Below are 22,069 nucleotides of genomic sequence, written 5' to 3'. Positions count from 1 at the left end.
ACTATTCACGGTCTTCCGCGGTGGAACGACGACGCATGGCGAACAGCAGTCCGCCACCGGCGAGGACGACTACGGCGATCCCGGCCCCGATCAGCACCCCGGCCGAACCGCCCGTGCCGTCGCCGGACGGACCGCCCGGCGCGCCGGCGGCCGGAACCGCGGACCACCAGCTCCAGTAACCGTCCTGGCCGTAGATGTTCCCGGCGTCGGACGGCATCGTGGTGATGGACTGGATCTGGTCGGTGCGGTAGGCCTCGACCGCGTTCGGGTACGCCATGACATTCATGTATCCCAGGTCGTACAGCCGTGACTCCATCTGCTTGACCAGGTCAGCCCGTTTGGCGGGGTCGTACTCCGCGAGCTGCTTCGCGTACAGCTCGTCGTACCGCTTGTCGCAGATGAAGTTGTCGGTCGCCGCCGACTCCTTCGCCTTGGACGGCAGCGCGGCGCAGGTGTGGATCGACAGCACGAAGTCGGGGTCCGGGTTGACGGACCATCCGTCGAAGGCGAGGTCGTACTCACCCGAGTACCAGGGGTCGGAGACGTTGTCGAGGCACTCGACCTCCAGGCCGATCCCGAGGTCGCCCCACCACTCCTGGAGGTACTTGCCGATCGCCTTGTCGTTCGGGTCGGTGGCGTGGCACAGGATGCGGAAGTCCAGCGGCTTGCCGTCCTCGCCGGTCCGCTTGCCCGCGCTGTTCTTCCTGTACCCGGCCTCGTCGAGGAGAGCGGCGGCCTTCGCCGGGTCGTGGGCGAGCTTCTGGCCCTCCGACGGTTTCCAGAAGTACGAACCGTAGCGGGGCGGGATGTAGCCCTCGCCCTCCACGGCGTACCCCCGGAAGACCTTGTCGATGACGGCCGTGCGGTCGACCGCCATGAACAGCGCCTGGCGGACCTTCTGGTCCAGCAGGGCCGGGTGCCCGTCGCCGAACTTCTCGCCGTCCTTGGTCCGCGCGCCGGGGTTGGTGGCCAGGGCGTAGAAACGGCGGCCGGGCGCGTTGTTCACCTTGATGTTCTCGGCGCTCTCCAGCGCCGTGGCCTGGGCGGGCGTCAGGCTCGGGCTGCCCGCGACGAAGGAGACCTCGCCCTTGCGGAGCGCGGCGACGGCGGCGTCCTGGTCCTTGTAGTACCGGAAGACGAGCTCGTCGAACTTGGGCGCACCCCGCCAGAAGTCCTTGTTGGCCTTCAGCTTCACATAGCTGTCGACCTTGTAGTCCGTCAGGATGAACGGTCCGTTCCCGACGATCGGGAACGCGGTGTCGTTGTTGAACTTCGAGAAGTCGGAGACCTTCTCCCAGACGTGCTTGGGGACGATGGGCACGTCCAGCGCCGTCATGGTGGCCTGCGGCTGCTTCAGCTCTATCACCAGCTTGTCCGGGCTGGGCGCCGTGACCTTCTTGAAGTTGCCGACGAAGGAGCCGTTCGAGGTGGCGGCGGCCTCGTCGGTCATCATCTTGTTGAACGTCCAGGCCGCGTCCTCGGCGGTGGCCCGCTGCCCGTCCGACCACTTCGAATCGGACCGGATGGTGTACGTCCACGTCAGCTTGTCCGCCGAGGACTCCCACGCGGTGGCGAGCCCGGGGATGGTGTGGCTGTCCTTGGCGTCGTAGTTGGTCAGGTAGTCGTACATCAGCCGGTGGATACTCGTGGAGAGCAGCCGCTGCGCGAGGAACGGGCTCAGGGAGTCGACGCTCTGCGCGACCGCGACCGTCAGCGTCGTGCCGCCGTCCGCCCGTGCCTCCTGCGTGGCGTGGCCGACGGGGTTTCCGGGGACGACCGATCCGGCTGCCAGGGCGAGTGCGGCGGCGCCGGAGGCCAGCAGGAGGCGCAGGCGGCCGCGGGGGCGGGGAGAGCGCGGTGGGAATCTTGTGACCATAGGACGTAGACCTCGCGTCATGACTCGCACGGTGAAGGCGGGCAGATCTCTGGTTCGCCAGCTGGTGAAGCGAAGGTCTACCAGCGGGGGTCGAGCCACGTCAACGGTCCACGGAAACGGCGTGTGGGCTGCGAAAACACCCAAAGGGCCCGCGTCGTTCCCACGACGCGGGCCCTCATTGGTCTACACCTCTACTGCTGAGGTGCGGGTGGCTGCTGAGGCGGATACTGCTGCCAGCCGGCCGGGGGCACCGGCCCCTGGAGCCCGGGGCCCTGGGGCTGCTGCGCCTGCCCCTCGGCCTGCCCGGCGCCCGGCTGCTGCCCCGCCGCGCCACCCGGCTGGGGCGGGACGGGCGGAGCGGGCGGCGCCTGGTGCCAGCCGTTCTGCTGCGCACCCGGCCCGGCGTACGGCGGATACGGCTGCGGAGGCTGCTGGCCGCCGTACGGCTGCTGGGGCGGGTAGGGCTGCTGCCCCGGGTAGGGCTGGGGCTGTCCCGGGTAGGGCTGGGACTGCCCGGGCTGCTGGGGGGCGTAGGGCTGCTGACCGGGCATCGGCTGTCCGGGCGCCGGCTGGCCCGGCATCTGCTGTCCGGGCATCGGCGGGGCGTACTGCGGCGGCGGGGTGCTGCCGTCCGAGGTCCACAGCCCCTGCTGCTGCTGGGCCCGCTGGAAGTCCTCGGCGACCAGCGCCGAGAGGTTGAAGTACGCCTCCCGGGTCTTCGGCCGCATCATGTCGAGATCGACCTCGGCCCCCGCCGCCAGGTGCTCGTCGAACGGCACGACCACCACGCCGCGGCAGCGGGTCTCGAAGTGCTGCACGATGTCCTCGACCTTGATCATCTTTCCGGTCTCGCGGACCCCGGAGATGACCGTGAGGGAGCGCTGCACCAGCTCCGCGTACCCGTGCGCCGACAGCCAGTCCAGTGTGGTGGACGCGCTGGAGGCACCGTCGACGGACGGCGTCGAGATGATGATCAGCTGATCGGCCAGATCCAGCACCCCGCGCATCGCGCTGTACAGCAGACCGGTACCCGAGTCGGTCAGGATGACCGGGTACTGCTTGCCGAGCACCTCGATCGCCCGGCGGTAGTCCTCGTCGTTGAACGTCGTGGAGACGGCCGGGTCCACGTCGTTGGCGATGATCTCCAGTCCCGACGGCGCCTGCGAGGTGAACCGGCGGATGTCCATGTAGGAGTTGAGGTACGGGATCGCCTGGACCAGGTCGCGGATGGTCGCCCCGGTCTCCCGGCGCACCCGGCGGCCGAGCGTACCGGCGTCCGGGTTGGCGTCGATGGCCAGAATCTTGTCCTGCCGCTCCGTGGCCAGGGTCGAGCCGAGCGCCGTGGTGGTGGTCGTCTTGCCGACGCCGCCCTTCAGGCTGATGACCGCGATGCGGTAGCAGGAGAGCACCGGCGTGCGGATCAGGTCCAGCTTGCGCTGCCGCTCCAGCTCCTCCTTCTTGCCGCCCAGCTTGAAGCGGGACGCACCGGAGGGGTTGCGGCTGCTCTTCGCCTTCTGCTTGCCGCGGACCAGCCGGTCCGAGGACAGCTCGACCGCGGCGGTGTACCCGAGCGGGGCGCCCGGTACCGAACGCTCACGCTGATCGTGCGTCACCGGCGTGGGCCAGGCCGCACCGGTGCGCGGGTCTACCGGCGGGGCCTGCGGGCCGGGGCCGGGACCGGGCTGCGGAGGCCGGTACGCGTCCGGCTGGTGCGGCTGGTGCGGCTGGTGGGCGACCGGGGCGGGCAGGTTCGGGGCCGCCGGCTGCTGGTGCGGGACCTGGGCGGGGAGCGGGGCGCCCTGGGAGGGGAAGTGGGGCTGCTGCGGGGCCTGCTGGGGCTGGGTGCCCTGAGGCATCTGGGGAGCCGGAGGGCTCTGGTGGCCCTGGGGCGGCAGAGGCTGCTGCGGAGGTCCGGGCGGGAAGCCGTAACCGTAACCGCCCTGTGCCGGGGGCTGGGGCTGGGGCTGGGGAAAGCCGTAACCACCCTGTGCCGGGGGCTGCGGGAAGCCGTAACCGCCTTGCGGAGCAGGGGAGTCGGGGTGCGCCGGCTGGCCGGGCCGGACCGGCTGGTCGGGGTCGGCCGCAGCGGCCTGCGGGAATCCGTAACCGCCGAAGCCCCCTTCCCCGGGCGCCGGTGCCGCGCCGGAGGCGGGCCACTGGGGTGCGGCCTGCGGCGCGCCGGGCTGGGACGCGGCCGGCTGGAAAGCGGGCGGAAGGGGAGGGAGGCCGCCCTGCGCGGGCGGTGCCGGGGACCAGGGGGCCGGCGAGTCCGGCGGCGAGGTGTCCTGGGGGGCCGGGGCGGGGCCGGCGGGCGCGGGGTCCGCGACCGCCGTGGGGACCGCCGGGCCCGGTGCGTGCGCGGGATCCGCCGTGGGGGCCGGGGCGGCGCCCCGGCCGGAGGAGGTCTCTCCCGTGCCGCCGTCGGCAAAGCCGTCGCGGCCCCCGGAGCCGTCGGCGCCCTCGTCCGCCGTGGCGTCCCCCTCGAAAGCACCAGCCGCGTCGGGCGTACCGGATGTGCCGGCAGCGTCGTGCGCATCCGCCGCATCGGGCGTGCCGGATGCGGCGGCCGCATCCGCCGGGCCGCCCGGGGTGTCCGCGGGACCGGAGCCGCCGGGACCGGAGCCGGCGGGACCGCCGGGGCCGGCGACGTCACCGGAGCCGGCGGCCGGAGCGGCGGCTGCCGCGGCTTCCGCCTCCGCTTCGCGTTCCGCGATCTCACGCTTCAGCGCGGCGGGCGAGAAGCGCATCGTCGCGCCGCTCTCCACGTCCCCGCCACCGAACGGACCGTCCGCGCCCGCACCGGAGTCCGGGCCCCCGGTGCCGGCCGGCTGCTGCGCGCCCGCCGGCACGGCGGGGCACACGGGCGGAGGCGGTGCCGACGAATCCCCGGACGAGGCGGGCCCGGTGGTGGCCTGGGCCGGTTCGGACGCCACGGGTGCGGCGGTCTGCCAGCCGGGCTCGAACCCGCCGGCCGGCGGTCCGGGCATGGGCAGCGGAGCCCCGTGCGGCGGAGGGGGCGGCGCGAGGTGCGAGCCCGTCCCGCCCGACGAATCCCCCGAGACGCTCTGCGTGTACCAGGCGGGCGGGGTGTAGTCGATGGTGAACTCGCCCGTCATCTCGGCGGGATCCGCGTCGGACGACTCGTCGATGGGCGTGGTCCATCCTTCACGGATCTCGTCCCGATCGCCGTTCACTTTGCCTCCTGGTGTGGTCGAGCACCCTTGTGCCGTGGTGGGTAGCGGCGACCGTTCCCGTTGTCCGATCCGCCCGGCTCTTCCCCGTGGGACGCGCTTGGCCTGCCCGCAGGTTCTCCTGCCGTGCCCGAGCCCAGCCTAATCGCCTTCGGGCCCCCTGCGGCAGGCCGTACCGCATCGCACCGGACGGCCGTACCCCGCACAGGAAACCCGGGCACGGGCACTCACGCGGTACGCCGAGACGAAGCGGACAGGGCGCGGCACACCGGGGCGGGCCCGGCACGGCGAGAGGGCGGCCGTCCGTCCGGACGACCGCCCTCTTCACCGGTACGCCGGTTACGTGAGGTCGAACTCACCGTCCCGCGCGCCCAGTACGAAGGCACGCCACTCGGCCTCCGTGTAGCGCAGTACCGTTTCGGGATCCAGAGAGGAACGCATCGCGACCGCGCCGCCCGGCAGGTGCGCGATCTCCACCCGCTCCTCCGCGTCCTCGGTCCCGGGTGCGCTCAGCCACTCCACATCCGAGATGTCGAGAGCGTAGAGCTCGTCCTTCTCCTGCTGGGTGCCCATCCCGGCGCCCCTTCCGTCGAACTGTGTCGTTCCCGCCATGATCTACAAAAACGGCGGGCCCCGGGCGCGGACTTGACAGGATTCAGTCCATTCTGCGAGCAGTGCCCAGCAGACCGGTCTCGACGTCCGTCGCGCCGGTCATCACCCAGTGGCGCTCGCGACCCGCCACCCAGAGTGTGACACCGTCCGCCAGGGTCGGCAGGGCCTCGCTCTCGGCCCGCGAGAGTTTGAGGATCCGGCCGATCTGCTCCGCCTCGGCCGGCGACACCCGCTGAACGCCCACGAGCGTGGCCGCCCGCAGCAACCGGGGTGCCACCGGGCTCAGATACGGCAGCAGCGTCAGCACCGACTGCCACGGCGAGGACACCACCCGGCCGCGCGGCGGACGCATCCCGCAGTCCCGCACGACCACCACCGGGCTGTTCACGGTCGCACCCGTCGGCGGGACCCGGCCCACGTCGTGGAGGGAGACGCACTCCAGACCGGCGCCGGCCGCCTGCGCCAGCGTGGTCCACGCCTGGGTGCGCCCCGTCTCGACCGCGACCCGGGCCCCCGTGGCGGCCGCGCGCAACGCCAGCACCTGCGCGGTCCACAGCCCGCCGATCAACAGGACGTCGTACGGCGCCGGACGGTGGAACCCGATCATCTGCGGGTGCCCCTCGGCATCGGTGCCGATGATCACCCCGTCGTCACCCACCGGCAGGGACAGCGCGCCCAGATGATCCGCCGCCAGGGTGTGGCCGGCGTGACGGGGGCCGGGCAGCCCCCGCCGCGGAGCGGTTCGCCTCGTCACTGCGCGCCTCCCAGCGGGAGCGTCGCCAGGGCACCGGGCAACTGCTCGCGGTCCAGCCGCGCGAGGCCCACCCCGGCATGCCGTGCGGCCTGCTCCAGAGTCCTCCGTACGCCTACGAGCTCGGTGTCGGATCCGCCGGTGATGCGTACGTGCCCGCACACGGACATGCGTCCCTGGTGCGTACCGCGGCGCACCGTCAGACTGAACGTCGTCGCGTACGCCGGGACCGAGGTCAGCAGCGCGACCAGCCGGGGGAGCGGTGTCGCCCCCCGGCCCAGTTCGGGCCACCGGTCCACCGCGTAGGTGGTGTGCCAGCGGTCGTCGCAGCGCCACACCCGCGGGGTCTCCGCCGTCCGCCGCTGCGGCGCGGCGTCCGGCCGTCCGGCGCGCGCCGACAGCATGGGGTTGGCACACGCCGACGTCGCCACGGCGGAGTTCAGCTCCTCCTGGTCCAGCACCGTGGCCCGGAAACCGGCCCCGGTGATCCGGCTCGCCACATGGTCCGCGACCCGCACCAGACAGCGCTGGGCACCGCCGATCCCACCGCCGCGCGCCTCGACGGCCTCCCGGCACAGCTCCGGATCCAGCTTCACCGCCACCCACGTCATCCGCAGCGCGGGAGCGCCCGTCCGCTCCTGGAGCGGGGCGTAGGAGAGCCGGGCCACCGAACGCTGCGGCAGGTGCGGCGCCGGCGCGGGCCGTACCTGCTGCACCAGCTGCGCCGACTCCAGCACGATGTCGTCCACCGTGAGGGCGTCACCCAGCAGGGACAGCGGAAGGGGCCGCGCGCCCATCGCCTGGCGCAGCGACTCACCGCTCGCCTCGACCCGCACCACCGCCGTCAGGAACGTGCCGTCCCCCAGCATGCCCACCGTGCGACGGTTCCGGTCCACGTATATACAGGGGGCGAAGCCCGGCACGCCCTCGGCGACCGGGGCCAGTTGGGGCTCCGTGTCCGCAGGGGCCGCCGCCGCGGTCCGCCTGCGCCGGCGCAGGGCCAGCAGCGTCGACAGCCAGTCCTGTACGGCCCGGCCCCGGCGGCGTACCGCGGCGAGGAGGACCAGCAGGCAGGCCACCACGACGGCCGGGATCATCCACACGCCGCCGATCGCCGCACCGACCGCGGCGACCGCCAGGGCCGCCTCGACCAGCACCATCTGCCGCAGCACGGGCCCGACCCGGCCGGTCCGCGAGATCGAACGCAGGGTCGTCGCGGCAGGGGCGTCCGGCGCGGAAGGAGATGCCGAGCCGGCCGGCTCGTTGCTGCGTTGCCGTCGGGAAGGGCCGGACGGCCGGTGGCCGGACCGCCTCGTACGCTCCCGCGTCGCTGCACCCATCGCCGCGTTGCCCCCTCGTATGCGTATTTTCCGTTTTCTTCACGGCCGTTGACCGGGCGATCACCCTACCGGAGCGGTGACAGCAGAACGCCAACAGGCATAGTAGGGGGGCCCGGTCGGCGGGAGCGGCCGATCGCGGGTGTGGGAACCTGGTCGCCCACTGGGGAGAAGGGGCAGCGCGCACATGGCATCACGGCGGGACGAACTCAATGCCTACACCTTCGCGAAGCGGAGGTTGATCGCACAGTTCCTGCAGCCCCACCCGTCCGGTTCGGAGGAAGGCGCGCCCCGCCCGCTGCGCGCGGTGGTGCCCGGAGCGATCGTCGGCGCGGTCGTCCTCGGGATCTTCGGAGCCTGGGGCATGTTCAAGCCCGTCGCGCCCCAGAAGTGGGACACCCCCTACGAGAACGTCATCATCGCCAGCAAATCCACCACCCGCTACGTGGTGCTGAAGACCGACGGCAAGACGCAGCTCCACCCGGTGCTGAACATGGCCAGCGCCAAACTCCTCCTCGCCCCCGACAAGGGCAAGGTCATCAACGTCGACGAATCGGTCCTCGACAACGGCAAGATCCCGCACGGCGCCACCCTCGGTATCCCGTACGCCCCCGACCGGCTCCCCGACACGAAGGAAGCCGGTTCCGCCAAGCGGTGGGCGGTCTGCGAGCGGCCCGGGGAGGGCGGCCGGGCCATCCAGAAGGCGGCGTTCGTCTTCGCGAAGCGCGAGCAGGGCAAGACCGAGGGCGGGAACAAGCTCGAAGGCGGCGAACTGCTGTACGTCGAAGGGCCGGGCCCCGACCGGACCCGCTACCTGGTGGACGCCACGGGCACGGCGTACCCCCTGCAGAAGGACGAGGTGCTGCTGCGCACCCTGGTCGAGCAGGACCGCGCCCCCCAGCGCGTCACCGACGACTGGCTCACCACACTGCACAAGGGGGACCCCGTCGCCTTCCCCTCCATAGAAGGGACGCCCGGCGCCCCCGCGGGAGTCCCCGGCGACCTGGAGCCCGAAGCCGACAAGGTGGGCATGATCCTCTCCGCGACCTCCGGCACCACGACCCAGCAGTACGTCGTCCTCCCGGGCAGGGTCGCCCCGGTGACCGACTTCACCGCCAAGCTGCTGCTCAACAGCCGGGCCCTGGTCGACCTCCGCCAGGACGGCAGGGCGAAGCCCGTCAGCGCCGCGGCGTTCCAGCCCGGCAAGCCCTTCGGGCAGGAGAAGGACTGGCCCACGGCCGAACCGACGGCCGTGAACTCCGCGAGCACCGCGCCGGGCAGCCGCAACACCGTCTGCAACGTCCTGCGGGGCGTATCCGACAAGGACGGCGCCACCACGCTGAGCACCTGGGCGGGCACCGGCTTCCCCGCGACCCTCGCCACCGGCTCCAGCAGCACCTACGTCACCCCCGGATCCGGCCAGCTCTTCCGCCAGTTCAAGGGATCCAGCGCCGATTCCGGTCCGCTGTTCCTGGTGACCGACACCGGTCTGCGCTATGCCATGCAGTCCAACGGCGACAGCGTGACGGACGACGCGGGCATCGGGGAGTCGGGAACGAAGAAGGAGCGGGAAGAGCGCCGGCAGGAGGCCCAGCAGGCCCAGAACAGGCTGGGGTACAAGGACGTCGCCCCCGCACCCGTCCCGGCGGCCTGGTCCACCTTCCTGCCGACGGGGCCGCGCCTGTCGACCGGTGCCGCACGGCAGCCGCAGGGCTCGTGAGGAGGGGCGACATGACGACGACGCGGTCCCCTCTCCCCTGCCGCCGCCATCCCACCGGGCGGCACACGTCTTCCACCGGGCGGTACATGTCTTCCACCGGGCGGCGCGTGTCTTCCACCGGACGGCGCGTGCTGACGGCCGTGGCCGCCACCGCCGTCCTCTTCGTCTCGCTGCCGGTCCTGCCGGCCGCCGCCGAGGACTCGACCCAGTGCACCTTCCCCTCCAAGAAGTACGCCGGACGTCCGTGGTCGCTGCAACGCGTCCTGATGGACGAACTGTGGGCGCAGTCCACCGGCAAGGGCGTACGGGTGGCGGTCATCGACACCGGTGTCGACATCAAGAACCCGCAGCTCACCAAAGCCGTGGACGCCCGGAGCGGTCGCAACTTCCTGCCGAAGGACCTCAAGGACGAGAACGGCACCAAGGTCGAGCGGGGCAAGGAGAACGGCACCACCGACGTGGTCGGCCACGGCACCAAGGTCGCCGGGATCATCGCCGCACGCGAGGGGGAGGGCACCGGGTTCACCGGTCTCGCCCCGGACGCCACGATCATCCCGATCCAGCAGAACGACGCCGACGGCAACGGAACGGCGGAGACCCTGGCCGACGCCATCCGCTACGCAGCCGACCAGGCGGATGCCGACATCATCAACATCTCCCAGGACACCGCCGACGCGGTGAAGCCCGCCCCCGCCCTCAAGGCCGCCGTGGACGCCGCACTGGCCAAGGAGATAGTGGTCGTCGCCTCGGCCGGCAACGACGGGCTCGGCGGCAACGTCAAGGAGACCTATCCGGCCTCGTTCGACGGGGTCCTGGCGGTGGCCTCCTCGGACCGCAACAACGAGCGCGCGGCCTTCTCCCAGTCCGGGGATTTCGTGGGCGTCGCCGCCCCCGGGGTGGACATGATCTCCACGGTCCCCGGCGGCGGGCACTGCGCCGACAACGGCACCAGCTTCTCGGCTCCTTATGTCGCGGGCGTCGCCGCCCTCATCAAGGCGAAACACCCGGGCTGGACGCGGAAGCAGATCGTCGCCCAGATCCAGCAGACGGCGGAACGCTCGATCGCGGGCCACGACCACCTGGTCGGCTGGGGTGTCGTCGACCCGGTGCGGGCCCTGACGGAGGACGAGAAGCCGATCGAACAGCCGGTGGCCCACGAGGGAGTGAGCAAGGGCGAAGCGCCCGTCCCGGCCGCCCTCCACCTCGGCGAGACCGCGGACGAACGAAACGCCCGGCTGGCCACCTACGTCCTGGTGGGCGGGGGCGTCCTGGTCGCCGCCATCGCGGGCACGTCGGTCGCGTACCGTGACGCGCAGCGACGACGGAACAGGCCGGCACGGACCCACGGGGCACACAGGTGAACAAGCGGTGTCCGTCGGGCTGTCCGGATCGCGTCACGATGGCGTCCCGGGAAGTCACTTGACTGACAAGGCAGTTGGTCCTGTCAGTGGTATTGGCTAGAGTTATTACGCTGGAGTCAGGCCTGTTCACGCCACTGGGTTAGCGATGGCGAACGGCCTGGGCAAACGGGGAAAACGGGGAAGGTGGCATCGTGGCCGATGCAGGAAGCGGCGGAGCGGGTGCGAAGAACCTCCGGCGCGGTGTGGACGCACTGGAGGTGTTCCAGAAGCGTGTGAACGCGATCCTGGCGGACTTCGTGTCGTCGCCGGGGGGCGAAGACAAGGTCGAGGCGCAGAGGGTGTCGCGTACCTCCCTGAGCGGCCAGAACGCCGGCTTCGCAGAGGCGGACGGGCTCTTCGCCCAGTACAACCGCGTCCACCAGTCCCTCGTCACACTCTCGAGGTCGCTGAGCGACCAGATCGAGTACCTGAGCCTCGGGGTGCACGCGGCCGCGGTCGGTTTCGACAATGTGGACGACGACACCAGGCGCCGGTTCCACGAGATCGAGGCGCGCATGGACGCGGAGCGCGAGAAGACCCAGGTCGAGGGCAAGCCCGAGCAGCCGCGGTCCGACGGCAAGACCGGTTCCGCCTACGACGACCTGGGGGACAGCTGATGAGCGACGAGAAGCAGACGGAACTGACTCCGCAGGAGCAGGAGCAGCAGGACGAGCAGCGTGTGAACGGTCAGTTGCTCGTCACGGACGTCAAGCGGACCTTCGAGACCGTCTTCGGGGCATTCGGGTTCGGAGGCGGCTCCTCCGGCCGTACGTCCTTCGAAGGCCACGAGCTCAACGCGATGATCGACTTGATCGAGAACTCCAACCCCGCGGATCTGGAGAACGCCGGCAAGGCGCTCCTGGACGCCAGGGACGCTCTCAATGACGCGGCGAAGGAGCTCAGCGACTCCATCAAGGCAGTGGACTGGGAGGGCGAGTCCGGAACCGCTTTCCGGGACTGGGGCAACAGCCTGGTGACCCACACCGAGAACCTGGGCAAGTTCGCCCAGGCGGCAGGTACCCAGATCACCGTCGCCGGCACGGGGCTCGCTTCGGTGCGCAATTCCCTCCCGCCCCGCGACACCCGCCTCAACCGCAGGAAGCCCGAGGAGGTCGAGGCTCCGAAGAGGGTCGAGGGCAACCCGGAGTACCAGGCTGCGCTGAAGGTCGAGAAGGACCGGCAGGAAGCCATCAACCAGGCGAACCGTCTGGCGTCGTACTACGCGGTCTCGGAGGAGGCACTGGCGGGCCAGGAACCGCCGCGCTTCGACAAGAAGCTCGATGTGGCGGTGCCGCGGCCTCAAGGGCATGGCCGTAGGGCTGCGGAACCGGGTGGTGACAGCTCCTGGGGTGGCTCCGGTGACGTCAGTAGCCCGAGCGGCGCTCTCAAGCAGGCAACCAACGGCATCTCGGCCATCACAACCCCCGTCGGCGTGGAAGATCCTGCTTCGATCGGGACAATCGGCCCGGTACCTTCTCTGGACAAGGGTGTCTCGACCGAGATCAATACTGTGGGCACACCGCCGGCCCCTGTCGTTCCTGCCAGCGCGCCTCCTCCACAGCAGGTCACGAATCCTGTCGCACCTCCCGGACCATCGGGCCCGCCCATGCCGAATACCTTCGTGAATCCAGTGACCACGACTTCCCGTTGGTCACAGGGACCGATCGCCAGCGCCCCCAAGACTGTGCAGCCCACGACCAGTGGCCCGAGAACGGGTGGGCCCACCAATACGACCAACCCTCCGGCGAACGGCCGTACCGGAAATCCGGTCGGCCGTCCGCCTCTCATGACAGGGGGTCCGGCTTCGGGTGCCTCTGGACAAGGTGGTGGGTCCCAGCCGCCCGTAGGTCGGCCTCCCATGGTGGGCGGTGGCCAGACGGCAGGCAGCCCCGTCGGCAGGCCCGGCGCCTCCGGCTTCTCGACTGGCCGGGCGACCGGCATCGTGGGTGGGACGCCGCAGCGTTCGGCTTCGGGTGGGCCCGGGGGAACTCGTGGTGTTCCGCGTGGCACGGTCATCGGTGCCGGGAGCGCGCCGCAGGCAGGTCGTCCGGCTGGTGGCGCCGGACGGGGTGTGATCGGCTCCACCGGAGTGAGCGGCGCGCCTCGCCCGACAGGACGAGGCACGCCCAGCACAAATGGAGTGGTGGGTACGCCTCGTGGCGGTGCAGCGGGGGCGAGAGGCTTCACTGCTGGGGGCGCGGGCTTGGTCCGTGGACCGGCAGGCCGACGTGATTCGGACCGGGAGGACCAAGAGGAAGGTTCGCAGCGTCCTGACTATCTGGTGGAAGACAGAGAGACCTGGGATGCCGGGCGGCGTGGAACCGCCCCTCCGGTTGTCGAGTAGACGTACAGAGAAGGTACGGAAGTCAGGATGACAGCAGGAATGAGCCAGACCCAACGGCGTCGCATCTCTCGGCGGCTGATTGGTGCTGTGGCGGTGACCATGGCTTGGGGGGTGGGCTTCGTCGGCGTCGCTCCCTCTGCGGCTGCTGCGGATGTGCAGTCGCAGCAGTGGTACCTGGAGCCAATGCACGCCGAGGAGATGTGGAAGAAAGCTACGGGTGAAGGCATCAAGGTTGCTGTCATTGATACCGGTGTCAATCCTTCGACACCGTCGCTGAAAGGGCAGGTCCTTGAGGGGCTCGATGCTACGGGCGCTGAGGGGGATGAGACCGACGACTACAACGGCCATGGCACCACCATGGCTGAGTTGATTGCCGGCACCGGTCAGGGTGGGGGACTGAAAGGTCTTGCACCAGGAGCCAAGATCATTCCGATGCGAGTCGCTGACGGTGATTGGAAGCCCGAAGATCGTGTGAACGCTTACGACACGGTGGATGCGATCCGGGCTGCTGCCGACAGTGACGCACAGATCATCAGCATGTCATTCGGAAACGAATTCAAGCTGGAGCAAGAGATCGAAGCGGTTAAGTATGCCCAGAGCAAGGGGAAGCTGTTCTTTGCTGCTGTAGGTAATGAAGCACAAAAGGGCAACAAGCCGATCTATCCTGCCGCTTATCCTGAGGTCGTTGGCGTGGGGGCCACCGATAGCCAAGGCACGGTGTCCGACACTTCCCAGCATGGCAATTTCGTGGACATCGCTGCCCCCGGTGACGATGTGCCGTTCTGGTGTGATCAGAAGTTCGAACGGTACTGCCAAGGCAACGGTGGAACGAGCGCTGCCACCGCCATTACGTCAGCAGCAGCCGCCCTGATCTGGTCCGCCCACCCAGAATGGACCGCCAACCAGGTCCTCAACGTCCTCTTCGACACGGCCGGCCGAGGTGACTGGGAGAAGGGCACCCTCAGCAACTACCTGGGCCACGGCATCATCCGCCCTGCCGTCAACATCCTCAAGGGCAAGGGCGACCCCGGGGACCCGGACGTCAGCCCGCTCACCCAGGAGAAGACGGCCGGTTCCACCGCCTCGCCCGCCGCTTCTGCACCAGCTTCGTCACAGCCTGACGAGAAGAAGCAGGCCGACGACGCGGCTATGGCAGGCTCCAGCACCGAGAAGGCCGAGGACGACAGCCAACTGGGCCTGATCCTCGGGGGAGTGGCGGTCGTGGTCGTGCTCGCAGGGGCGGCGTTCGTGATCGCGCGTAAGCGCCGTACGGCTTGAGCACCGACCGACCGTAGTTCCCCCCACACCAACCTGCCGGCGCTCAAGGCCGGACGGAACAAAGCAGCAGGAAGGAAGCCGGAAGCATGGCAGACCAGAAGCTTTCAGATGAAGCACTCCTCAAGCTGGAGAACGAACTCGGCCAGCGTTTCGAGTCCGTGCGGGGTCAGCTGAAGACGCTGCAGGCGACGATCGACAGCGTGGAGGGCGCCTGGCAGGGTATCGGTGCCAACGCCTTCAACGTGAAGCAGGCCGAGATCAACCTGAAGATGAGTGACATCGGCACGCGGCTGGTGAACTTCATGGAAGCGATCAAGGCGGCCCGCACCATCAAGGGCAACACCGAGGACGAGGTCGCGGCAGCCCTGCGGGGCGTGGACGTCGTCGCCGGTCACTCGGGTGGTTCCGAGGCCAGGACGTCGGCCATCAACAACCTCTGAGCCCGCACCACCTGTACCAGGTACGGACTGTCATACCGAACTAGACTGAACTGGAGGACCGTATGCCGCAGAACGACGGCACGATGGTTGTCACTTACTCGAGCCTGGAAATGGCCGCGAGTTCCATCGACCGGCAGAGCAAGCAGCTCCAAGAGGACCTCGCGTCGATCAAGCGGATGGTCGCCAGCGTGTCCGAGCTGTGGGTGGGCGAGGCCAAGTCGGCCTACGACGCCTCCCAGGCAGGCTGGGACCGTGACGCCACGGCCATCCACACGGCCCTGAGCGACATCTCCCGCAAGGTGCGCGAAGCCGGTACCTCGTACCAGGCGGGCGACAAGCGGGCGCGGGCCAACTTCGAGTAGGGACATCCCGGCACAGCAGGCGGGCGCGCGAGTCACACAGGCACACAGGTACGCAGACACGCATCAGGGTGGGCACGCACGGGAGGTGCCCACCCTGACGTGTTCCCCGGGGGCAGCCGGCTGCGGAGCCGGATGGTACGGAAGAGGAGTACCGGGTACCGGGTCCACCGGCCGAGGCCGCCGAAGCCCGTACGGAGCCGATGCCAAGGTCCGTACGGAGCCGTACGGGTAGTGGACCCTGCCAGTACCGGGGAGCCCTGACCGCCCAGATGCCCTGTCCGCCCGGAGGTCCCGTACCGCCGCACGGAGAGGGGCGCAGGACCCGCACACGCGGTCCTGCGCCCCTCTCCGTGCCCCGGCGGCCTCCGTACCCCGGCCGCCGCCGGCGGCCTCACCCCTCCATGAGCCCCGACTGCACCAGCGGGTTGCCCCGGCGCCGTGTGACGAAGACCCCGCGCCCCGGCGGCATCGGCCGCGGCCGTACGTTGCCGAGGAGGTCGCCCTCGATCGGGTCGCCCGAGAGCACGAGGCCCTGCGCGCCCAGCTCCATGACCCGCTGCATGAACGGCTCGTACAGGGCGCGGCCGGCCCCGGCCGAGCTGCGGGCGATGATGAAGCGGACGCCGACGTCCCGGGCGAACGGCAGCATCTCCGTGAGCTTGGCCAGCGGGTTCCCGCTGGACGTCGAGACCAGGTCGTAGTCGTCGACGACCACGAACACGGACGGCCCGCTCCACCAGCTGCGGTCGCGCAGCTCCTGCGCCGTGACGTCCGGCGACGGTGTACGGCGCTTCATCAGGTCGTACAGCGCGTCCGTGTGGTGCTCCATGTTGTTGGACATGGGCACGTACTCCGCCAGATGCGACGCCGGAGTGACGTCCAGCAGTCCGCGCCGGTTGTCGATGACGAAGAACTTGGCGGCACTGCCGTCATAACGCTCCGTCAGCTGCTTGATCAGCAGTCGCAGCAGGTTGGACTTGCCGGACTCGCTCTCACCGAACACCAGGAAGAACGGGTCCCGCTCGAAGTCGAGGAAGACCGGCTCCAGGTTGTTCTCGTCGATGCCGAACGCGATGCCCCGCTCGGGCCGCGCGTAGCCCGAGGGCAGCTCCCGCGCCGGGAGTTCACGGGGCAGCAGCCGGACCGCCGGGGCGGGCGCGGCGGTCCAGTGCCGGGCGACCTCCTGGTTCATGGCGGCCGTCGCCTCGGAGAGGTCGCTGTCGGAGTTGATGCCGTCGATCCTCGGTACCGCCGCCATGAAGTGCAGCTTCTCCGGGGTCAGGCCACGGCCGGGCACACCGGTCGGCACGTTGACCGCGGCCTTGCGGTCCAGTTCGGAGTCCATGACGTCGCCGAGCCGCAGCTCCAGCCGGTTCATCAGGTGGTCCTTGAGGTTCGCCCTGACCTCCATGGAACGCGAGGCCGTGACGACCAGGTGGATGCCGTATCCGAGACCGCGGGCCGCGATGTCCACGACCGCCGGCTCCAGGGCGTCGTAGTCCGTCCGGAAGTTGCCCCAGCCGTCGACCAGCAGGAACACATCGCCCCACGGCTGGTCCGCCACCGAGATGTCGCCACGTGCCCGGAGTCTGCGGAACGTGGCGATGGAGTCGATGCCCGCGCTGCGGAAGTACTCCTCACGGCGCGCCATGATCCCGTACACCTCGGACACCGTACGCCGCACCTTCTCCGGGTCGAGCCGGGAGGCGATGCCGCCGACATGCGGCAGACCGGAGACCGAGGCCATACCGCCGCCACCGAAGTCCAGCCCGTAGAACTGGACCTCCTGCGGGGTGTGGGTGAGCGCGAAACCCGCGACAAGGGTACGCAGCAGGGTCGACTTGCCCGACTGCGGGCCACCCGTGATCTGCATGTGGCCCGCCGCACCGGAGAAGTCCCGGTACAGCGTGTCGCGCCGCTGCTCGTACGGCTTGTCGACCACACCCAGCGGTACGACCAGACGGCCCGCGCCCTCGAACCCCGGCTGGGTCAGCCCCCGGCCCTCGACCGCCGAGAGGCCCGGCAGCAGTTCGTCGAACGACGGCGGGTTGTCCAGCGGCGGCAGCCACACCTGGTGGGCGGAGGCCCCGCGGCCCTCCAGCCGGCGCACGATCACGTCGAGTACCGTGTCCGCCAGCGCGTCGTCCTCCGCCGTACGCGGCTCGGGCACCGCGGCCCCGGCCTGCGGGCTCGGCTGCACGTAGCGCACCGGAACCGGTGCCGCGGTGAACACCACCGGCCTGCGGTCCACCGGCAGCGGACCGGAGGAGGCGGCCGGCTGGGCACCCGAGCGGTACACCCCGGAGACGTACGCGGCCTTGAACCGCACCATCTCGTCCGTGCCGTACTTCAGATAGCCGGAACCGGGCACATTGGGCAGGTGGTAGGCGTCGGGCACACCGATCGCGGCCCGGGACTCGCCCGCGGAGAAGGTACGCAGACCGATCCGGTACGACAGATAGGTCTCCAGACCGCGCAGCCGGCCCTCCTCCAGGCGCTGCGAGGCCAGCAGCAGATGGACGCCCAGCGACCGGCCGATACGGCCGATCTGCACGAACATCTCGATGAAGTCGGGTTTGGCCGTCAGCAGCTCGCTGAACTCGTCGATGACCAGGACGAGCGACGGGATGGGCTGGAGCGGCGCACCGGCGGCACGCGCCTTCTCGTAGTCGTGGATGTTGGCGTAGTTGCCCGCGTCCCGCAGCATCTCCTGACGGCGGTTGAGCTCACCGCTGATGGAGTCGCCCATGCGGTCCACCAGCGTCAGGTCGTCCGCCAGGTTGGTGATCACCGCCGCGACGTGCGGCATCTGCGCCATCCCGGCGAAGGTGGCACCGCCCTTGAAGTCCGCGAGGACGAAGTTCAGCGTCTCCGAGGTATGGGTGACGGCCAGACCCAGCACGAGCGTGCGCAGCAGCTCGGACTTGCCGGAACCGGTGGCGCCGACACACAGGCCGTGCGGCCCCATGCCCTCCTGCGCCGCCTCCTTCAGGTCCAGCATCACCGGACCGCCGTCCTCGCCGACACCGATCGGCACCCGCAGCCGCTCGGCCTGCGAGCGGGGGCGCCAGGTCCGGCTGACGTCGATGGTGGCCGCGTCACCGAGGTTCAGCAGATCGGTGAACTCCAGGTTGGCCAGCAGCGGTTCGTCGTCGTCCCCGCCGGTGGCGACATGGAGCGGGGCCAGCTGCCGGGCCAGCGCCTCGGCGGCCTGGGGGCTCAGCAGATCGGGTGTGCCGTCGTAGACCAGCCCGTGCCCGGACTCCAGCTGGAGCGAGTGGGGGTCCACCACGATGGACAGGCCACCGCGGGCCCCGGTGACCTGGCCGGGCACGATCTCGATGACGCTCACGCCCTGGAGCCCCTCGGCCGCGGCCAGCGCGGACGTCGGCGGCACGGACCGGCCGTCGAGCACGACGACCACATGCGGCTGGTCCAGGAGCGGCTGGCCACCGGGCTGGAAACGGGGCCGGCCGTCGAGACGGCCCGCGAGCAGTTCCTCCAGCTCCGCCACGCTCGTCGTGATCAGGCGCCGGCTGCCCGCGCCGTCCACGGACCCGGGCACCTGGACGTGCGGGAGCCACTTCGTCCACTCCCAGTGCGGGGCGGTGTCCGTGCCGGTCGCCACCGCGATGACCAGGTCCTCGGGGGAGTGCAGCGAGGCGAGGGAACCGACCATCGCGCGGGCGGTCGAGCGCACCGACTCGGCCTCACCGCTGACGGTCAGGTGGTAGAAGGCCCGTAGCGAGACCGCCATCGGCAGCCCGTCGAGCGTGCTGTGCGTCGTCAGGAACTGCTGCATCGCCCCCGCGGTCAGCGGCTCCAGCTCGTCGACCGGCGCGGTGTCGGGCGCGATCAGCGGGGTGGCGAGTTCCTGGCTGCCCAGACCGATGCGCACATGCGCGAAGTCCGCGTCGCCGACCCGGCGCTCCCAGACCCGGCTGCCCTCGGCGACGAGCGCCCACAGCTGCTCCGGGGACGGGTGGAGGTAGAACTGCGCGTCACGCTGCTTGCCCGCCGTCCTCAGTACGGCACGCCGGGTCTGCGTCAGGTACTTCAGGTAGTCCCGCCGCATGTCCGCGAGCTGCCCCTGGGTGCCGCGCCGGAAGCGGATGATCATCGCGATGGCCATCGCGATCGTCGACGCGATCATGATCATGCCCATGATCCGCATGATCGGGTTCGGCGTCATGAAGAAGAAGACGACGGAACCGCCCATACCGAGCATCGGCAGCAGCTGCATCATCACCCCCTCCTGCTGCCCGCGGGGCAGCTCGGGGGGAGGTTGCAACTGCACCTGCTCGTTCGGGACTTCGGAGGGGAGGGCCCTCGGTGGGCGCTTGACGACGATCTGGCTCACAGCTCACCAATTCCCTTGCCGGACGGAACTGTTCCTATCGGCGCCCCCGTGGCGACGGGTCCCGTCCGCGGGAGGATCCTACTGGCGTAGAGGGATACCCGGGGCGGTAGGGTGTCGCGACGCGTGTACGCATCCGCTAACTGCCGCAAAAAAGCGGGTGATTCGGGACGATGGTGGAGCCCACGGGTCTCGGGGTGCGTTCCAGGAGAAACAGAACATCCATGAGGGGGAGCAGTACGTGACTACGACGGCCCAGACGGCGCCATCCGGAACAGGCCGACCGGGTCCCGGAGTTCCGGCCGGCAACGGAACGGGTTTCTGCCGCGTCACGGTCGTCGCGCCCGACAGCCGCGTCGACGTGGCACTGCCCGAGGACATCCCCGTCGCCGACCTGTACCCGGAAATCCTCCGGCTGTCCGGCCAGAGCCCCGTCCAGGGCGCCCCGGTCGGCTACCACCTGGTGCGCCGCGACGGCACCGTCCTCGACGGCGGGCGCACCCTGGCGGGCCTCCGCGTCCTCGACGGCGAACTGCTGTCCCTGCGGCCCTTCTCCGAATCCCTGCCCCCCGCGGTCTTCGACGACGTCTCGGACGCCGTCGCCACCGCCGTCTCCCGGGACCGGACCCTGTGGGGCGACGCCCTCATGCGCTCGGCCGGCCTCTTCGGGGGGTCGGTGCTGCTGGTCCTGCTCGGCTTCGTCCTGTGGACCTCCGACATCCGGCACGACATGCACGGCCTGCCGGGCGTCCTGGCCGGCGTCACCGCCCTGCTCCTCCTCGCGCTCGCCTGTGTACGCGCACGGGTGTACGCCGACCGCGGCTCCTCCGTCGCGCTGGGTGCCGGCGCGCTCGTCCACGCGGCGGTCGGCGGCGCCGGGCTGCTGCCGCTCAGTGCGGGCCAGGGCATCGGCAGGCTCCAGTTCCTGCTCGCCTGCGCGGCCGTGCTGGTCGCCGCGGTGATCCTGATGATCGCCGCCCCGAAGGGCGACGGGACCTTCGTCGCCTTCGTGTTCGCCGCCGCCATCGGCGTACTGGTCACCTTCGCCGCGATCATGACCGGCATGGAGCCCGCCGAGACCGCCGCCGTCTGCGCCCCCCTGTCCGTGGGACTCCTCGCCTTCCTGCCCGGCCTCTCCACCCGCTTCGCCCGCCTCCCCATCGGCTTCGAGCCGCCCCGCACCACCGTCGGCGACTACGGCACGTCCGACCCGGCGCCCCAGGGCCCGGTCGACGCCGACCGCATCGCCGCCCAGGCGCGCCGCGGCCACGAACTGCTCCTCGGCCTGGTCGGCGGATGTGCGCTCGTCGCCGTCGGGGCCGCCGCCGTGCTCGGTTTCTCGGACAGCGTCTGGGGCCAGCTGCTGGCCCTCGCCACCGGCGTCGCGATGCTGATGCGCGCCCACCTGTTCCGCTACACGGCCCAGGTCGGCTGCGCCCTCGCCGCGGGCCTCGGCGCCCTGGTGCTGCTGGGTCTCGGGCTGTCCCTCAATCCACCCCTCGAACTTCTGAGCGATGCTTTCAAGGGGGACACCACCGGGCTCGACATCCGTACGATCTGGCTCGCCGCGGCCGTCGCCGGCGTCGCCGCGCTGATCACCGCCATCGGCCTGATCGTGCCGCGCAAGGGGGTCACCCCTTTCTGGGGCCGCTTCCTGGAGATCGCCGAGGCGTGCGTCCTGCTCACCCTGCTGCCGCTCTGCCTGGCCGTTTTCGACGTCTACCACTCGATCCGGGCCCTCACCAGCTGACCGGTCCGCCCGCGCGGCCGGACGGCCCCGCACGGCTGGTACTCTGTGTGGTGGCCGTTTGTGTACGCGTTCCCGGTTCATCTGGGGGCTGCGCTCATCGGACCTCCGCCCCCGAGTCACGGAAGCTCCCCTGCGATCAATACCAGGGGCACTCGTGGGCGCATCGAAGACCCAAAGGAGTACGCGTGCCGCTCGACGCCGCTACGAAGAAGCAGATCATGGCCGAGTTCGCCCAGAAGGAGGGCGACACCGGCTCCCCCGAGGTCCAGGTGGCGATGCTCTCCCGCCGGATCTCGGACCTGACGGAGCACCTCAAGACGCACAAGCACGACCACCACTCCCGTCGCGGTCTGCTGATCCTGGTCGGCCAGCGCCGCCGCCTTCTGCAGTACCTCGCCAAGAAGGACATCCAGCGCTTCCGTGCGCTCGTCGACCGCCTCGGCATCCGCCGTGGTGCGGCCGGCGGCGCCAAGTAAGGACGCTGTGGAAGGGAGCGGTTCCCCGGTTCCAGGGGGCCGCTCCCTTTGCCGTACGTGCGCCATCGGTGCTGGGCTCAGTAACCTGGACGTACGACAACTGAATGAGGAGAGGCGCCCCACGGCAGCCGCCGGTCCTCGGTAGTGGCCCCCGGGACAACGCCCGGGAGCTTCG

The 22,069-nt window shown here is 70.5% G+C and carries 15 protein-coding genes; 9 read left to right on the top strand and 6 right to left on the bottom strand.

All coding sequences use genetic code 11. The features are described 5' to 3' along the window. Nucleotide 1: 1 nt before the first annotated feature. The 5 genes from CP967_RS08000 to eccE form a co-directional block, all read right to left on the bottom strand. Nucleotides 2-1,876: an ABC transporter substrate-binding protein gene (locus CP967_RS08000; protein WP_150487287.1), complete on the bottom strand. Its 1,875-nt coding sequence runs from the start codon at nt 1,874-1,876 to the stop codon at nt 2-4. Between the two features lie 191 nt (nt 1,877-2,067). After that, nucleotides 2,068-5,070, bottom strand: coding sequence for an SCO5717 family growth-regulating ATPase (locus CP967_RS07995; RefSeq protein WP_150487286.1), 3,003 nt, complete (start codon nt 5,068-5,070; stop codon nt 2,068-2,070). 336 nt (nt 5,071-5,406) lie between these two features. Next, on the bottom strand, nt 5,407-5,640 hold the full coding sequence (locus CP967_RS07990) for a DUF397 domain-containing protein (protein ID WP_028443550.1): 234 nt from the start codon (nt 5,638-5,640) through the stop codon (nt 5,407-5,409). 82 nt (nt 5,641-5,722) lie between these two features. Beyond that, nucleotides 5,723-6,433, bottom strand: a complete 711-nt coding sequence (locus CP967_RS07985; RefSeq protein ID WP_150487285.1) for a hypothetical protein — start codon at nt 6,431-6,433, stop codon at nt 5,723-5,725. Further along, the gene (gene eccE / locus CP967_RS07980; RefSeq protein ID WP_150487284.1) at nt 6,430-7,770 is read right to left on the bottom strand and encodes a type VII secretion protein EccE; all 1,341 of its coding nucleotides are present in this window, start codon (nt 7,768-7,770) and stop codon (nt 6,430-6,432) included. Before eccE ends, CP967_RS07985 begins: the two co-directional genes overlap by 4 nt. 184 nt (nt 7,771-7,954) lie before the next feature. Here eccE and eccB point away from each other — a divergent pair, with 184 nt between their 5' ends. From eccB to CP967_RS07945, 7 genes are all read left to right on the top strand, one after another. Continuing rightward, entirely contained in the window at nt 7,955-9,487 is a 1,533-nt protein-coding gene (eccB, locus tag CP967_RS07975; RefSeq protein ID WP_150487283.1) for a type VII secretion protein EccB, read from the top strand. 86 nt (nt 9,488-9,573) lie between these two features. Beyond that, on the top strand, nt 9,574-10,848 hold the full coding sequence (gene mycP, locus CP967_RS07970) for a type VII secretion-associated serine protease mycosin (protein WP_150487282.1): 1,275 nt from the start codon (nt 9,574-9,576) through the stop codon (nt 10,846-10,848). 188 nt (nt 10,849-11,036) lie between these two features. Next, nucleotides 11,037-11,504 (top strand): hypothetical protein, encoded by a 468-nt coding sequence (locus CP967_RS07965; RefSeq protein WP_190175001.1) that lies wholly within the window; start codon nt 11,037-11,039, stop codon nt 11,502-11,504. After that, a complete protein-coding gene (locus CP967_RS07960) occupies nt 11,504-13,231 on the top strand; it encodes a hypothetical protein (RefSeq protein WP_150487281.1) in 1,728 nt (575 codons plus the stop codon). The genes CP967_RS07965 and CP967_RS07960 overlap by 1 nt, the downstream gene beginning before the upstream one ends. A 27-nt stretch (nt 13,232-13,258) precedes the next feature. Beyond that, entirely contained in the window at nt 13,259-14,509 is a 1,251-nt protein-coding gene (locus CP967_RS07955) for a S8 family serine peptidase (protein WP_150487280.1), read from the top strand. A gap of 86 nt (nt 14,510-14,595) precedes the next feature. Continuing rightward, nucleotides 14,596-14,949, top strand: a complete 354-nt coding sequence (locus CP967_RS07950) for a WXG100 family type VII secretion target (protein WP_150487279.1) — start codon at nt 14,596-14,598, stop codon at nt 14,947-14,949. Nucleotides 14,950-15,032: 83 nt separating this feature from the next. Continuing rightward, complete coding sequence (locus CP967_RS07945) at nt 15,033-15,311, top strand: WXG100 family type VII secretion target (RefSeq protein WP_373300321.1); 279 nt, start codon at nt 15,033-15,035, stop codon at nt 15,309-15,311. Nucleotides 15,312-15,702: 391 nt separating this feature from the next. Here CP967_RS07945 and eccCa read toward each other — a convergent pair whose 3' ends face one another. Then, nucleotides 15,703-19,671 carry a type VII secretion protein EccCa gene (gene eccCa / locus CP967_RS07940; RefSeq protein WP_150487277.1) on the bottom strand — a complete coding sequence of 1,323 codons (3,969 nt, stop codon included), beginning with the start codon at nt 19,669-19,671 and terminating at the stop codon, nt 15,703-15,705. Between the two features lie 238 nt (nt 19,672-19,909). On the opposite strand from eccCa, the gene eccD reads away from it, so the two are divergent. Both eccD and rpsO read left to right on the top strand, forming a co-directional pair. Continuing rightward, nucleotides 19,910-21,418: a type VII secretion integral membrane protein EccD gene (eccD, locus tag CP967_RS07930; protein ID WP_150487276.1), complete on the top strand. Its 1,509-nt coding sequence runs from the start codon at nt 19,910-19,912 to the stop codon at nt 21,416-21,418. Nucleotides 21,419-21,603: 185 nt separating this feature from the next. After that, nucleotides 21,604-21,894, top strand: coding sequence for a 30S ribosomal protein S15 (gene rpsO, locus CP967_RS07925; protein ID WP_014048684.1), 291 nt, complete (start codon nt 21,604-21,606; stop codon nt 21,892-21,894). The last annotated feature ends 175 nt before the right edge of the window (nt 21,895-22,069 follow it).

The organism is Streptomyces nitrosporeus, from assembly GCF_008704555.1.
GTDB classification, from domain to species: domain Bacteria; phylum Actinomycetota; class Actinomycetes; order Streptomycetales; family Streptomycetaceae; genus Streptomyces; species Streptomyces nitrosporeus.
Note: the sequence above shows the minus strand (reverse complement) of the source record. Positions and strands in the feature narration are given on the sequence as shown.